The 15,627-nt window shown below is 40.0% G+C and carries 13 protein-coding genes and 1 other RNA gene; 7 read left to right on the plus strand and 7 right to left on the minus strand.

From position 1 onward, the window contains the following. The 4 genes from J0A69_RS06820 to J0A69_RS06835 all read left to right on the plus strand — a co-directional run. Positions 1 to 1,202 (plus strand): RagB/SusD family nutrient uptake outer membrane protein (locus tag J0A69_RS06820; RefSeq protein ID WP_206585824.1); only part of this gene is annotated, 1,202 nt, incomplete at its 5' end. Positions 1,203 to 1,567: 365 nt separating this feature from the next. Beyond that, the gene (locus J0A69_RS06825; RefSeq protein WP_206585825.1) at positions 1,568 to 2,503 is read left to right on the plus strand and encodes an RES domain-containing protein; all 936 of its coding nucleotides are present in this window, start codon (positions 1,568 to 1,570) and stop codon (positions 2,501 to 2,503) included. Positions 2,504 to 3,031: 528 nt separating this feature from the next. Beyond that, a complete protein-coding gene (locus tag J0A69_RS06830; protein WP_206585826.1) occupies positions 3,032 to 3,502 on the plus strand; it encodes a JAB domain-containing protein in 471 nt (156 codons plus the stop codon). A gap of 385 nt (positions 3,503 to 3,887) precedes the next feature. Next, positions 3,888 to 5,447: a recombinase family protein gene (locus J0A69_RS06835; protein ID WP_206585827.1), complete on the plus strand. Its 1,560-nt coding sequence runs from the start codon at positions 3,888 to 3,890 to the stop codon at positions 5,445 to 5,447. On the opposite strand, the gene ssrA is transcribed toward J0A69_RS06835, so the two are convergent. After that, positions 5,410 to 5,810, minus strand: a transfer-messenger RNA (tmRNA) gene (gene ssrA / locus J0A69_RS06840). The genes J0A69_RS06835 and ssrA overlap by 38 nt on opposite strands. Before the next feature lie 295 nt (positions 5,811 to 6,105). Between ssrA and J0A69_RS06845 the strand changes: the two genes are divergently transcribed. Further along, a complete protein-coding gene (locus J0A69_RS06845; protein WP_206585828.1) occupies positions 6,106 to 7,251 on the plus strand; it encodes a DNA polymerase III subunit gamma/tau in 1,146 nt (381 codons plus the stop codon). Positions 7,252 to 7,340: 89 nt separating this feature from the next. Continuing rightward, positions 7,341 to 7,829, plus strand: a complete 489-nt coding sequence (locus tag J0A69_RS06850) for a hypothetical protein (RefSeq protein ID WP_206585829.1) — start codon at positions 7,341 to 7,343, stop codon at positions 7,827 to 7,829. Here J0A69_RS06850 and J0A69_RS06855 read toward each other — a convergent pair. The 4 genes from J0A69_RS06855 to J0A69_RS06870 form a co-directional block, all read right to left on the minus strand. After that, the gene (locus J0A69_RS06855; protein ID WP_206585830.1) at positions 7,826 to 8,818 is read right to left on the minus strand and encodes a DUF3078 domain-containing protein; all 993 of its coding nucleotides are present in this window, start codon (positions 8,816 to 8,818) and stop codon (positions 7,826 to 7,828) included. The two genes, J0A69_RS06850 and J0A69_RS06855, sit on opposite strands and share 4 nt — an antisense overlap. Positions 8,819 to 8,839: 21 nt before the next feature. After that, positions 8,840 to 10,426 (minus strand): lytic transglycosylase domain-containing protein, encoded by a 1,587-nt coding sequence (locus J0A69_RS06860; protein ID WP_206585831.1) that lies wholly within the window; start codon positions 10,424 to 10,426, stop codon positions 8,840 to 8,842. A gap of 66 nt (positions 10,427 to 10,492) precedes the next feature. Then, positions 10,493 to 11,137, minus strand: coding sequence for an O-methyltransferase (locus tag J0A69_RS06865; RefSeq protein ID WP_206585832.1), 645 nt, complete (start codon positions 11,135 to 11,137; stop codon positions 10,493 to 10,495). Positions 11,138 to 11,139: 2 nt separating this feature from the next. Next, positions 11,140 to 12,369: a M16 family metallopeptidase gene (locus tag J0A69_RS06870; protein WP_206585833.1), complete on the minus strand. Its 1,230-nt coding sequence runs from the start codon at positions 12,367 to 12,369 to the stop codon at positions 11,140 to 11,142. A gap of 120 nt (positions 12,370 to 12,489) precedes the next feature. On the opposite strand from J0A69_RS06870, the gene J0A69_RS06875 reads away from it, so the two are divergent. Continuing rightward, positions 12,490 to 13,779 (plus strand): aminopeptidase P family protein, encoded by a 1,290-nt coding sequence (locus J0A69_RS06875; protein ID WP_206585834.1) that lies wholly within the window; start codon positions 12,490 to 12,492, stop codon positions 13,777 to 13,779. A 78-nt stretch (positions 13,780 to 13,857) separates the two neighbouring features. On the opposite strand, the gene tsf is transcribed toward J0A69_RS06875, so the two are convergent. Both tsf and rpsB read right to left on the minus strand, forming a co-directional pair. Further along, positions 13,858 to 14,688, minus strand: coding sequence for a translation elongation factor Ts (tsf, locus tag J0A69_RS06880; RefSeq protein WP_206585835.1), 831 nt, complete (start codon positions 14,686 to 14,688; stop codon positions 13,858 to 13,860). 175 nt (positions 14,689 to 14,863) lie between these two features. Beyond that, the gene (gene rpsB / locus J0A69_RS06885; protein WP_206585836.1) at positions 14,864 to 15,625 is read right to left on the minus strand and encodes a 30S ribosomal protein S2; all 762 of its coding nucleotides are present in this window, start codon (positions 15,623 to 15,625) and stop codon (positions 14,864 to 14,866) included. Positions 15,626 to 15,627 lie beyond the last annotated feature (2 nt).

Genomic DNA, 15,627 nt, shown 5'->3' on the forward strand with positions numbered 1-15,627 from the left:
TGGTTCCCATGGGGGGCTTTGTGAGTTCCGATGATGCCTATTTTGGCTCAGGCCTGTTGGCAAGACTAACCTTCAATCAGGAAGCTATTTACTTCTGGAGAAAGGAAATCTATCTGCCGGACGAGAACGATGCCAACTGGAGCTATCCCTATCAGAAAATATTTTATGCCAATGTGGTATTGGATGGCTTGAAATCCTTTAGTCCAAAATCGGAAATAGAACGGCAGCGCATGCTGGAATTGGAGTCATCTGCAAAGTTTTATAGGGCGATGGGACATTTTGAAGTGCTGATGCTCTTTGCTGAACCTTTTGATCCGAGTATTGAGGGACAATTGGGTATTCCGATCCGCCTGAGTTCGGATATCAATGTAAAGTCGGGCAGGGCAACGATGAAAGAAAGCTTTGCCCAGATTGTTTCGGATCTGGAGGAGAGTATAGATTACCTACCGGTAAAGGCGGATATTCCAAGCAGACCTTCACAGTGGGCTGCCCATGCCATGCTCGGCAGGGTTTATCTGACGATGCATGCTTTTGGGGAATCCTTTGAGGCCAGTAGTAGGGCCTTGGCCATCGACGATGAATTGATGGATTATAATGAACTGGACTCAAGTTTGAATTATCCATTTGAGCTGATGCATCCTGAGACGGTCTTTTATGGCAGACAGCTTACATCCACTTTTACTGGCAATGCGGAAAGCTATGTGAATCCGGAGCTGCTGGGATTATATGATTCTCTGGACCTGAGGCCGTATTTCTTTTTCAAGCAGAGTTCGGGGCCGGAGCGGTTTATTTTCCGGGGCAATTATACAGGGGATTTTTACCAGTTTGGGGGAATTGCCACCGATGAGGTTTTACTGAACCTTGCGGAGGCAGGTGCAAGAACGGGGAATGAAACAGAAGCCAATGAAGCCCTGAAATACCTATTGGAAAACAGGATGACGGAAGGTTTTCAGTGGGAGGAGGATCTGACAGGGGAGGAACTGATGGAATTGATTCTGCTGGAACGAAGAAAGGAGCTGTTGTTCAGGGATATCAGATGGATGGACCTGAAGCGGCATAATTTATATCCTGCCTATGAAACTACCTTGACCCGGGAATTCAACGAGGAGGATGCTGTTCTTCTACCCAATAGTCCCCGCTATGCCTTTGAAATTCCTCCTTTGGAAATGCAGTTGAATCCCATGACGCAAAATGAACGCTGATTGGTAGGGGTAAGGGAAGGGTTTTTGTTATTTTTTGCAACCCGTCAAATCACAATTTTAGGGTTGTGGAGCTGTGGATTTCAGTTCACAGCTCTTTTTTTGTTGGGTAGTGAGCTGTAGAATTTCCAAGTTTTGTAAAGTCATGAAAAAATTAGTCAAAAGAGTTATACCATATGTGGTTCTTTCTATAATAAAATATTCAGAGTCTTCTAGATGTGATCGACGAAATTCTTAATTTGGTTTCATAATAGTTTTTACTCCTGTTGACAAAGTAGATAGATCCTTAATAGACTAGGTGGACTTTGGTAATACAGGTGCTATGCACAATACCGCTGGACAAATTAGCGCTAACGATTAAAGGTAAAATGGAGAGCAATAAAGAAACAAAAACCTACGATGAAGACCTATCATTGTTCCCTGACCTCCAGCAATACAAAAGACAATTACAGCAGTTAAGAGAACTAACGCCAGACAATACGCCGTTTGATAAATTGTATGACAAGTATTTTGACTTGGCAGTAATTCTTCCGCAGATTACTGCTATGCAGACAGCAGAAAATTTTAATCAACATAGGTTCTTTAGGGTACGGTTAAATATTAACGAGGACACAGAAGATACAAGAATTATCCAAACACATTCATATCCTCCCGGGTACGTTTGTAAAGAGAACGGACGAGCTAATTTAAAAGGGAGAAGTGTTTTCTATTGCTCAAACGACCCCACATGTGCTTTACTAGAATCAAAACCAAAAGTGGGCGATATTGCGCATATAAGCATCTGGAGAGGAGCAGCAACCAGAGATATTAAAATTGCTCTATGCTTGCCATTTAACTTGACTGACTTCAATAGCTTCCAAGTTATGGCTAACGAAGCTTGGGCTTTTGCAAAAAAACACTACACGGACGAAGCGAGAGACAAATTTGAGCATTTCATTGAATTAAATAAATTCATTGCTGATCGGTTCGTGCAAGAGAGAATTCCATACTTCTTGACATCTTGGTTCGCTGACCAAATACTCTTTCATAATGATCATTGGAGGGATTACATTCTTTATCCAAGTGTTGAGTCAAACAAAAAATATTGTAACATGGCATTTCATCCAAATACTGTGACAAGATTCATGACTTTGGAGAAAGTCATAAGAGTAAAAATTGTAAAAGTTGAGAATAAAGACGTAGAGTTTACAATGGGTAGAGTTGGTGAAATTGAAAAGACAAATTTAAAATGGAGAAAGGCAACAGATATTGAGGATAAACTATTCACAGACTATGGATTTGTCCCAAACGAAATTAAGAAATAACGGTACTGTGCTCAACAACGGGTTCCATGAATAATCAAAAGTTCATTTGCTGGCATTTTTTATTTGTTTAAGCTTTTTGACTGATTGGAAGAAATTATAGTTAGACAAAGCTTTTTTATAAAAGCAGAATTCAACTGAAAATTGACTTTGAAAATGGTTCCTTTATGTTTGTTGTGAATGAAATAGTGGATAAAGTTTCAATGAAACCCATAACTAATAAAGGTGGCTCGAAAGCCAGTTTTCTGCCTGACTTTGATTTCAATTGATTTTTTGAAAAAGTGCGATTCAATCATCCTTGTTAAACAAAACTGAATACTTTTTTTTACTGGTTTAGTTTTAAGAAAATTTACTTCTGTTCTGGTCCTTTGAATTCCTCAGAAAATTAGATTGAGGGCTCTGGGCAACCTGAAGCTTCCGGCATAAAGCCGTTTGCTTCGCTTCACTTTTTATTCCTTTTCCTTCAGGTCTTTGTCGCCCTAGATCTGGGGATGCTTCATAATTCATTGTTCCACAAAAACGAAAAAGATTATGGAGACTTCCGAAAGAAAAATTGATTTAGGTATCGTAGCTGAAATACAATTGAGCTACAGTAACACGGTTAAAGCAAGTCAAAGACCCAAGGTGACCTGTTCCAGACAGGTATATGAAGTATTGGTTGAATCCTGGGATAAAGGAAGTCTGGACTTTGTCGAGCACTTCAAAGTAATGCTACTGAACCGGGCCAACAGGGTTTTGGGAATGGTGACTATTTCCGCCGGAGGAACTGCCGGTACCGTGGTGGATATCAAGTTGATCCTTGCTACTGCCATCAAGGCGAATGCTTCTTCGATGATCTTAAGCCATAATCATCCTTCAGGTAACCTGATGCCTTCAGAACAGGATAAAAGATTAACCAATCGGGTTAAAGATGCCGGTAAACTATTGGATATTCCGGTATTGGATCATGTGATCGTTACCTCAGAAGGATACTTTTCTTTTGCTGATGAAGGAGTCCTTTAGGGGCTCTTTTTAATTCATATAAATAGATATCAGAATATTAAGAAGATCGAATGGCAAGGAGTCAGATTAAATTTCACCTTATTCTAATGTATATCTGATTCAAGAGGGTGAAATTTGATTGTGTTATAATAAAAGGAGGTTAACTGGTTTTTGAGTTATTGAAATTTTGATGCCGAATTCGGTTTTCGGTGTGTCCTAATCCAGAAGATAGGTAGTTCCTTATTAGTTATGAAGGCAATAGGAAAAACTAGATCGGATAGGTTGGACCAATTAAGGAAATGCTTTAAAACTGAAGGTATTGATATTAGTCCAAATGACCTTGAAAAAACTTACGAGATTATAAATAAATTTTGTAAATTAGCTGTAAATCAAATAGTTAAATAAGTTGGAAGTTGATTTATATATTAGAGTAAGTACTGACGAGCAAGCTGATAAAGGTTATTCCCAACGCTCTCAATTTGAAGTGCTCACAAAGCATTGTGAGCAAAATTTTTATAAAATCCGACACGTAATTTATGAGGATCATAGTGCTAAAACTTTTGATCGTCCAGAATGGAAGAAATATTTAAATCGAATTAGGACTAGTAGAAGTAGGTCAAAGAGCCTTGTGCTTTTTACAAAATGGGATCGGTTCAGTAGGAACGCAGGAGACGCTTATTCGATGATCAATCTTCTGAAGGTGAGTAATATTGAACCTCAAGCTATTGAGCAGCCATTGGATATGGAGATCCCAGAATCCAAGATCATGTTAGCTATTTACCTGGCGACTCCTGAGGTAGAGAATGATAGAAGAGCTTTGAATATTTTTTATGGGATTAGAAGAGCAACCAAAGAAGGAAGATACCTAAAAAAAGCACCATATGGTTATAAGAATAAAGCTAGGGAAGATGGCAGTAAATACATTGATATCGTTGAAAATGAAGCTAGAATAATTCGTGAAGCCTTTGATTTAGTTTCTTCCGGAGATTTTTCTGTCGAACATGTTTTAAGAAGTGTTAGAGAGAAAGGGCTTAGAATGAGCAAAGCAAATTTCTGGAGAATGTTAAGAAGCAAACATTACATAGGAAAAATTTTTGTTGCCGCATATAAAGAGGAGGAAGCTCATTATGTCGAAGGTCAGCACGACGGAATTATTGATATAAATACTTTTCTAAAAGTTCAGGAAATTTTAGATGGAAGAAAAAGTTCAAAGATCAGAAAGTCAAAACCTCTGCTTAATGAACACTTACCTCTCAGAGGATTTCTTTCATGCCCGAATTGTGAAAAGAATATTTCTGGGAGTGGAAGCAGGAGTAAAACAGGGAAATATCATTATTATTATCACTGTAAGTCACCCTGTAAATTTAGGATACGAGCTGAAATAGCAAACGAAAGAATTACACAAATATTAAATGGCTTCACCTTAAGACCTCAATTGGTGTCCTTTATTCAAGATGAACTTATAGGATTACTTAACAAAAAGCTTAATCAGGATGGCAGGAGCCGTGAATTGCTCCTATCAAAAATGGAAAAAGTTAACAGTAAGCTTGCCAAAGCTCGAAATCTACTCTTGGAAGATAAAATTGATTCTGAAGATTTCAATTCAATAAAAAGGGAGTGTAATAGTGAAATCGAGAGTCTTGAAACACAAATTTCAGCTATGAATTTAAGGCCTAAAAAAGACTATAAAGGTATGATTGATAGAGGCTTAATCGTGATGGGCAAGCTTGGTGAGTTATATGCAAAAGCGAGTGTAGAGGAGAAGAAGATAATACTGAGTTCGACTTTTTCAAAAAAAATTACTTTTCAGGCTGAAAAAGTTCGAACTCCTGAGGTTAATAAATTCATTAAGCTTATCTATCTGATAAATAGTGGGTTTTACGCAAAAAAGAAAGGCACAAACCCTTTGAAATTGGATTTGTGCCGTCAGGTGGAGCTGGCGAGATTCGAACTCGCGTCCAGATAAGGAAACACCGTACCGTCTACATGCTTAGTCACCTGTTAGATTTTTGACCGAAATATGCTGGATGACACACCTTGTTCCGGCTTAGCTATTGGTCTTAGACTTGCTTAATAGCATCACAAGCCGCAACCCGATCAAGTCGACACCTCAGATCCGCCCGGATCAGATAACAAGCGGTGAGATGTGGCTGGGGAATTACTCTCGTAACTCAACCCTTTAAGCGATCTATCCTAAGAGGTTAGATTAGGCAGCCATGGCGTAAGAAGTTTCGCCATTTATAGTTCGTATGAATCTTTCAAGGCCGTACATACTCCAGCCTGCATGCGAGCCCGATCTTTACACTTACTGTCAAAACCGGTCAGCCCCATTGTGATAGGATGACAAAAGTAACCTAATTTTAGTTCCAAGGAAATGATTTGTTGTATTTGAAAATAGTAAGTCTTTAAAGACTCTGGATCAGCCCACGGTCAACAGTCAACAGTCGACCGTGGACCGTCGACCGTCAACATTATGGCTAATTATCATTGAAAACATTGTTCCTGTTTTTCGATCTTAAAATCTATTAACAACATGCTATTCAATCTCAAGCCTTTATGGAAAATCTTTTGAATTGCTCAAATTTCTAGGTTTTCCTATAAAGAGATTTTTATATCTTGCGGTGATGGAAAACTTCGTCGTTTCGGCAAGAAAATACAGACCGGCAGATTTTAAGAGTGTGGTGGGGCAGCAGCATATCACTACGACTCTTCAAAATGCCATTAAAAACAATCACCTAGCGCAGGCTTTTCTTTTTTGTGGACCTCGGGGAGTAGGTAAAACTACCTGTGCCCGTATTTTGGCAAAAACGATCAATTGTGAAAACCGTCAAGCTGATCAAGAAGCTTGTGGGGTTTGTGAGTCTTGTGTTTCTTTCAAAAACAACAGTTCTTTCAATATTTATGAATTGGATGCTGCATCCAATAACTCAGTTGATGATATCCGAAACTTAGTTGATCAGGTGCGCTATGCTCCTCAAAAAGGTCAATACAAAGTTTATATCATTGATGAGGTTCACATGCTTTCAAATCAGGCTTTCAATGCCTTTTTGAAGACATTAGAAGAGCCTCCAAAGTATGCCATCTTTATTTTGGCTACTACTGAAAAGCACAAAATCATCCCTACTATTCTTTCTCGCTGTCAGATTTTTGATTTTAACAGAATTCAGATCAAGCATATTTCAGAGCACCTGAAATACATTGCTGACAAAGAAAGCGTGGATTATGAGGATGAGGCATTACGATTGATCGCAACTAAGGCTGATGGAGCTTTGCGAGACGCATTGTCGATTTTCGATTTGATTGTGACATATTCTGCAGGGAAAAAGGTCACCTATCACGAGACGATCGATAATCTTCATATTCTGGATTACGATTATTATTTCAAAGTTGTCGATGCCTTGATCGCTGAAGATCTTTCAAATGTCCTGTTGATTTTTGATGAGATTCTAAAGAAAGGCTTTGACGGACATAATTTCATTGTAGGGCTTTGTGAGCATTTCAGAGACCTTTTAGTAGCAAAAGATCCTGCCACAATTGAATTGATCCAGGTTTCTGAAAGTGCTAAAGAACGCTACTTAAAGCAGACTGAAGTTGCTTCTACTTCATTTTTACTTTCTGCACTTAATATCGCTAACCAATGCGATATCCATTACAAAACTTCTAAGAACCAGCGCTTGCATGTGGAACTAGCTTTAATGAAAATGGCTAAGCTACCTCAGGCGTTCAAGTTGGCTGCTTTGGCAGCTGATGAGGCAAAAAAAAAAGTCTGAGTAACTCAGATTCTTCCCCTGAAGTAAAACCAAAACCATCAGTTCCCCCGCTTTCCGCTGGCGTAAAGTCCACTCCGGTGCAGCGAACGATGTCTATTCCGACTAGTTTGACGCATACCAAGAAGATTATTGCTGAGAAAGCAAAAGATGAGGAACGCAAGATCGAGCAAAAGAAGGCCGAAGCCCAAGTCGTTGAAACTGTAAATACCCTTCAACTGACCCAGGAAAAGCTGGATGAGGTAATGCCCAAAGTTTTGGATCATTACAAATCTGGAGGTAAAGTCTTAGAGCATGCGATTTTGAACCAGACTACCAAAATGGAAGGGCACGAAATCTGTCTGGAAGTCATGGGTCATGTGCAGGAAGAAATCGCGCAAAAGATGAAGCCTGAATTACTGGCTTTGATTCGCGACCTGACGGGGGCTGGAAAACTGGGGATTAAATTAGTGGTAAAAGAAGAGATGGAATCTCATTCGAATAAGCTCTATACGAGTTCGGATAAATTCAGATTTTTAAAGGAGAAGCATCCGGCACTTGCCGAGTTTCAGCGGAAATTTGGTCTGGAAACGGACTTCTAAAAGTCCAGAGAAATCCCGAAATTCACTAGGTTCTGTAACTGTACAGCCTGTTTGGATGTGCCATCATCCTGTTTGATATACACCTCCTCATCATAGATCAAGCGCGTTTCCATTCGAGTTGAAATATATTTATTCACTTTCATCCGGATGGTGGAGTTGAAATTCACAACCATATTACCAAAGCGCTCATAATTGGAGAATAGATTTAAATCTGCTTTCCAGGTAATATTTTCCATAAGTTTGATGTCCACCACTGAGGTAGCCAAAGACATCCCAGCTTCTGCACGCACATTCTCTCCAGGCATCACACCAAAAGCGCCAGCTCGGCTGAGCGAATCATCCATCACAATGGTAAATCGCCCTGTGAAAGGAGAGAGAATAACAGAGAGCTTACTCTTATCATCATAGGTTCTTCGATAATTAAGACCTGTGGAGGACTGAACGTAGCCTGGGGAAAGTAAATCTGAGATTTTAGTGCGGACATCTTTGTCGCTTCCAGAGGGCCTGGAATATTTATATCCTGCCAAAAGTTGGGTTCGTGCATCTAGCTGGGTAGACAAATAGAATTTTTCAGAAAGCTCCCGCCCGTAATTACTGACAAAAATGAAGTTATCATTACTTTTTCTAGTCTGGAAATCTCGGTCGCCTTGTCGGTTCATCCCCAGGTTAATAGTGAGCTGAGTATCCCAGACTTTCTTTTCTTTTTTATAGTTCGCAAAAAGCGATACACCTGAATTGAGGGCAAAAGAACTCGCACCTCCAGCTGCCCAGTTGCTCAAAGTAACCTGCTGTATGTTCAGATTGTAATTTCCACCCGTCTCCCAAAAAATCTCTTTTTCAGGTTCCTCGATCAACAAGGAATCGCCCAACATTAAAAGGGTATCTCCATTAATCAAAACGGTGTCAGGGATGTATTGACGATCCTGCGCCAAAGCATTTTGGCTAAAGATGATAAACAGAAATCCTAAACCAAGGAAATAATTACGCATTCAAAAAAGAGGGTTTTTGGATCAGGGCTTCAAGATAACCAATTTCTGACCTATGCTGATGATGTTTTGGCTTCCGATATTGTTCCAGGATTTTAAGTCATTGACTGTGACTCCATACTTTTTACTGATTGCAAAAAGAGTTTCTCCTTTGCTGACAGTATGTGTGATTCTATCCTGAGAATACCTGTTTTGACTTGATGAGCTGCTTGCCACAGTCGAACTGCTCTCCTGTCTGGTGCTTGACTGATTGCTGGCTACCACGGCTTTTTGCGGAGGAGTTTGGTTTACCCTTACAACGGGGATTTCTTCTCCTCTTTTTCTATGCTCTTGAAGGTTAAGAACCATGCCTGCTTTCAAGTCCGAGTCCCTTCTGATTCTGTTCTTTGCCTTCAAAGAAGAAAGCTTGATTCCATATTTTTGGGAGATGCTCCAAAGTGTCTCGCCTGGCATCACCACATGGGTTGCAACATCAGCTTTGGTCTTTTTCTTCTCTGTATAATAATATTCTCCGGCTTCAACTCTTTCACCAGGTTCCAAATCATTAAGTTTTCTCAGCTTTCTTTCTTTGACTCCAACTTGATCGGAGAACTTACTCAAAGAAGTGGTTTGAGCAGCCTGAACACCATCCAAATCATTGACTGTGATTTGATCTGGTTGACTTGCTTTGGTAGTATTTCCAGCAATTCTAGGGAATGAATTAGCCTGTCGATAAGCTGGAGATGAAGCTGTTGATTTTGTAGAAGAATTGGTTTTTGGCTTTGACTCCTGAATAATCGCCGGTTTGGCAGTCAAAGTTCCTTCTTGGATATAAACCAAAGAATAAGTCCTGTCACTTGGGATTTTCCCATTGGCAGTCCACTTGTTGTATTCTTTCAAATGATCTTCGGTCACACCATATTTCTTGGCCAAAGCTGCTAGGGTAGTAGGCCCATGAACAGGAACTTCCACCATGCGGGTGTTTGAAGTGAGGACTCCGATTTGATTTTGAAAAGCAATCTTATGGGCTAGAAACTTCTTGAAATACCAATGCGTATTCCTATCCACATCCACAATTTTTTTGCCATTATATTGGTTGCCAAAATAAGCTTTAGCACCTCCCAATCCCATCTGATATGAAACCAAAGCACACATCCAATTATCAAATGTGTTATTATGCTTTTTCAGGTAAAGAGCAGCTCCCTTGGTGGAAGAGACAATGTTTTTACGTTCATCGATATGATTGTCCACACGTAAAAATACTTCTTCAGCAGTTCCTTGTTTAAACTGCCAGAAGCCCACCGCATTGGAAGTACTAACAGCATCAGGGATTAAGCCACTTTCTTGGATTACAAGGTATTTAATGTCTTCTGGAACGCCATTTTCTCTCAAGATATCCTCGATTATAGGCATGTACAGATTGACACGCTCTTGCTTTACTTTGAAGTAATTAGGGTTTCTGTATTGCGCATCTACATCCAATTGTATCTCTCTCCTAGCTTGGGGATTGATCCGTACAATCAAATCAGCAAACTCCAATTCTGCAGGTACCTGCGGTATCTGAGCCAGTAATGGTACATTACAAAGGAGAGTAATTAAGAAAAGAAGGGTAGAAATTTTATGCTTACTCATTCCAAAAAGGCTTAAATCTGGTGCTCAGGCTCTTTTTAGCAAAAATGATTCCCCTTTTACTATTCCCTATAATTTTCTGGCCATCATGATTCCATCTCGGATGGGAAGCAGCACATTCTCAACCCGCGGATCTTGCTGAACCTTGGCGTTAAAATCTAAAATTGCTTGGGTATCCTTATCGATTTTTTGTCCTTTTTTGACCAGAACTTTTCCTGACCAGAGTACATTATCTGCTAGAATGATGCCTCCAGTACTCATTTTATCTATGATTAAATCGAAATACTTGGAGTTATTGATCTTGTCTGCATCGATAAAAACTAAGTCAATCGGGCCTTCAATATCAGGTAAAATGTCAAGGGCTTTGCCTAATATATAATCTATTTTATCTGCCAATCCGCTTTCTTCAAAAAATCCCCTGACCATGGTTTCCAATTCATCATTGATGTCCATCGTGATCAGTTTGGCTGAATCATTCAAACCTCTAGCAATGCAGATGGCAGAATATCCGGTATAAGTTCCGATTTCTACAGCAAGTTTAGGATTGATTATTTTGGTGAAAATCTCTAGCATTTTTCCCTGTAGCGGACCGGAAAGCATGCGAGGTTTTAAAACCTTCAATTGAGTTTCTCTAGTTACCTTTTTTAGCAAATCATCTTCACCTGAAGTATGATCATCGCAATATTCCAAAAATTCCTGTGCAATAAATTCCATGATTACTGAGGCTTGTAGGTGAGGAAGCTCATGTTTTCAGGATTGAAAATCTCATTCGCTATTTCCTGAAGCTCCTCGGCAGAGGTGTTTTTAATTTGCCCAAAGATACTTTCCAAAGGGTCTACTTTGCTATGATCCAAGAGACTTTTTCCATAAACCAGCATCAATCCGGAATAATTCTCCTCAGCCATAGCCATTTGTCCGATTGCCTGTTCCTTGGCCATATGGAGTTGCACAGTGCCCAGCTTTTTCTGTTGGAGTTTGGCCATTTCCTTCATCACTAAAGCTTGGGCTTTTTTCAAAGTTTTATCTTCAGTTCCGAAATAGACTCCAAAAAAACCTGTATCCGAAAATGGTGAATAGCTAGACTCGATGCTGTACACATAGCCATGACGCTCTCTTAAGGAAAGATTTAGCCGGCTATTCATACTTGGGCCTCCAAGAATATTGTTCAATAAAAAGAGTTTGTATCGGTTGGGATCGTGCAAGGAATAAGCGGGTCTTCCGATGGCGCAAAGGGACTGAGTAACATCCCGCTCTACAATTTTTGTTTTGGGCTGATAGGTATGAAAGCCATTTCTTACATAGAGACTTCTTTTGGATTGGATTTCCTGAAGCGGGCCTTCGATGATTTTTAAAGCATTCTTAAAACTGATATTCCCAACCACAGAAAATACGATCTGTGAGGTATCCAAGCGGGAAGAAATAAAGTCTATAAAATCCTGATGGCTAAAGCTTCCAACTGTTTCTTCAGTGCCCAGAATATTCCTCCCTAAAGCATGGTTTTCGAATACCAATTCGTCCAACTCATCCTGAATCGAGTCTTCTGGAGAGTCCCGGTACATGGCCATTTCTTCCAAAATTACCTGCCGTTCTTTTTCAATTTGTTTTTGAGGAAAGGTACTGTTGAAAGTGATGTCAAAAAGCAGGTCAGCAGCTTTGGGATAATGCTCCTTTAGGGTAGAAGCATAGAAGCAGACTTTTTCCTTGGTAGTATAGGCATTCAGTTCTCCGCCCAGGGATTCCAGTCGGTTGAGAATATGAAAGGTTTTTCGCTTTTGAGTGCCTTTAAAGGCCATATGCTCCCAAAAATGCGCAAGACCTTCCTGTTCTTTGGTTTCGTCCCTGCTGCCAATGTTCAGAATAAATCCACAATGAACCAATCGAGTATGAGACACTTCCTGGTGTACGATCCGGATTCCGTTGCTAAGTTCCTTGATGTTTAAATTCATACTTGCTTACCCATTCGGTAAAATACAAAGAAAAGCATCAATTAGTTTCCTATCCTAAATTCCTCTCCTTTTGCGGCTAATTTTACTAACTTTCCTCTTTGAATTAACGCGATCAGATTTATGAAATATCAGCCATTAACGCAAAGTTTATACATTAGAAATCGAGCAAAATTAGCTGCCAAATTGAAAGAAAACAGTGTGGCAATTTTCAACTCCAATGACATCATGCCTACCAATGCCGATGGCACGATGAAGTTCAGACAAAACAACGATCTTTTTTACCTCTCTGGAATAGACCAGGAGGAGACAATCTTGCTGATCGCTCCTGACTGCCCAAATCCAGCCATGCGTGAAGTGTTGTTTCTTCGTGAGACAAGTGAGTTGATTGCGATCTGGGAAGGGCATAAGTATACCAAAGAGGAGGCCGAAGCAGCTTCAGGAATCAAAAACATCCAATGGCTTTCCAGCTTTGATCAAATCTTCAATACGGTGATGGCTCTTTCAGAAAGAGTTTATTTGAATACCAATGAGCACTTGAGAGCAGGAGTAGTCGTAGAGACTAGAGATGCCCGTTTTATCAAGCGTTGCAAAGAACAATTCCCGCTTCATGAATACGAACGCGCTGCTCCTCTCATGCATGAGCTTAGGGGAGTGAAAGAACAGGAAGAAATCAACCAGTTGCAGATAGCTTGTGATATTACCAATAAGGGATTCAGAAGAATTCTGTCTTTTGTGAAGCCTGGCGTAACTGAATATGAGATAGAGGCGGAATACCTTCATGAATTTGTAAGAAACAGAAGTAAAGGTTTTGCATACGAACCGATCATTGCTTCAGGAGGTAGCGCCTGTGTATTGCATTACTTGGAAAACAACAAAGAGTGTAAAGATGGAGAGTTGATCCTGATGGACGTAGGAGCGGAATATGGGAATTATAATGCGGACATGACGCGGACCATTCCGGTGAACGGGAGATTTACGGCTAGGCAAAGAGCAGTTTATGATGCTGTGTTGCGGGTGAAAAACCAAGCGTCAAGCATGTTGGTGCCAGGTCAGAATATTCAGGATTACCATAAGGAAGTCGGCTTGATCATGCAAAGCGAATTGATAGGCTTGGGTTTGATAGACCAGACAGATGTGAAAAATCAGGATCCAAACTGGCCAGCCTACAAAAAGTATTTTATGCATGGGACTTCCCATCATTTGGGATTGGATGTGCATGATGTGGGTACGATGCATGGACCAATCCAGCCGGGAATGGTCTTTACAGTAGAGCCTGGGATTTATATTCCTGCAGAAGGAATGGGTATCCGACTGGAAAATAACATTGTCGTACAGGAAAGTGGCTATATCGATCTGATGGGAGATATTCCCGTGGAAGCTGAAGAAATCGAGGAATTGATGAATGCTTGATTTAGCAAAGGATAAAAACAAAAATCCCCTCCAAAATCAATTGGAGGGGATTTTTTTATGATCTAAAATAGGGATGAATTATCCGATAGATACTCTTTTGAAAGCAGAAACAGTCATTCCTTTGCTAACACCGTCAAGGTATTGAGCAATAGACTTAGAGTTGTCTTTTACAAATTGCTGGCTCAACAAAGTGTTTTCTTTGTAGAACTTGTTCAATTTGCCCAAAGCGATTTTTTCAAGCATTTCTTCAGGCTTACCTTCAGCTCTAGCTTGCTCTTTACCTACTTCGATTTCTCTTTCTACTACTGTAGAATCTACACCGTCTTTATCAACAGCAACTGGGTTCATAGCTGCAATCTGCATAGCTACGTCCTTACCAGCTTCTTCAACGTCTGCACCAGAAGTGTTAACCAATCCTACCAATACACCTAATTTACCATTAGAGTGGATGTAAGGAACTACAGTCTCAGCGTTGATCACTTCGTAATTAGAGATTTCGATTTTCTCACCGATTTTACCAGTCATCTCAACGATTTTCTCAGCAACAGTGATGTTTTCGAAAGGCAATGCATGGATTTCTTCTACTGAAGTAGCTCCAGCTGCAACAGCCATATCAAGAAGTGTATTTGCAAAAGCAACATACTCTTCGTTTTTGGCAACAAAGTCAGTTTCGCAAGTCAAAGAAAGTAAAGTTCCTTTTGCACCGTTGTCAGAAACGTTTGTTACAACTACTCCTTCTTTGGTTTCACGGTCAGCTCTGGAAGCAGATACTTTTTGACCTTTTTTTCTGAGGATGTCCACAGCTTTTTCAAAATCACCTTCAGCTTCAGTCAAAGCTTTTTTGCAATCCATCATACCGGCACCGGTCATTTGTCTCAGTTTGTTTACTTCTTGTGCAGTAATTGCCATTGTGTTATCGGTTTAAATATTAAACGGGATATGTTCTTATGATAGGAGCCTGTTGATTAGGCTTTAAAATTTTTTCAAAAAACCGGAAGGCTATTGCCAAGGTCTTTTAAACAAAAAAATTGAACATAGGCCGAAACCTGATGTTCAATTTTTAATATTTCAATTCAAGTGTGGATTATTCTTTAGTTTCGGCGTCCACAGCTTTTTTAGCTTCTTCCTCTTCAGAAAGTTTAGCCTCATCTTTGTCCTTCTTTCTTTCGGAAAGACCTTCTTCGATAGCTGCACCAAACGCTTTCACTAGCAAGGATACGGATTTGAAAGCATCGTCATTAGCTGGGATTGGGAAATCAACCTCATTTGGGTTAGAGTTCGTATCAACCAATGCGAAAACAGGGATACCAAGCTTCTTTGCTTCAGCAATCGCAATATGTTCTCTTTTGATGTCCACTACAAAAAGAGCTGCAGGAAGTCTGCTCAAATCAGCGATACCGCCAAGTACATCTTCCATTTTGTCTTTTTGACGGGAAACCATCAAACGCTCTTTCTTAGCTAAGTTAGTGTAAGCTTCTTCCTTCATCAATTTGTCCAATCCGGACATTTTTTTCAAGGACTTACGGATTGTAGCGAAGTTGGTCAACATACCACCTAACCATCTCTCGGTTACGTAAGGCATGTTTAGACGCTGAGCTTCTTGAGCTACAAGATCTTTAGCTTGTTTCTTAGTAGCTACGAACATTACTTTTTTGCCTGAGCGTACTACTTGCTTGATTGCGTTAGATGCTTCGTCGAGGCAAACAAGCGTTTTATTCAAATCGATAATGTGGATACCATTTTTCTCCATGAAAATGTATGGAGCCATTCTTGGATCCCACTTTCTCGTCAAGTGTCCGAAGTGAACACCAGCATCTAGTAAGTCTTTATATTCTAATTTGGCCATAA

It is taken from the genome of Algoriphagus pacificus, from assembly GCF_017254845.1.
Classification (GTDB): Bacteria; Bacteroidota; Bacteroidia; order Cytophagales; family Cyclobacteriaceae; genus Algoriphagus; species Algoriphagus pacificus.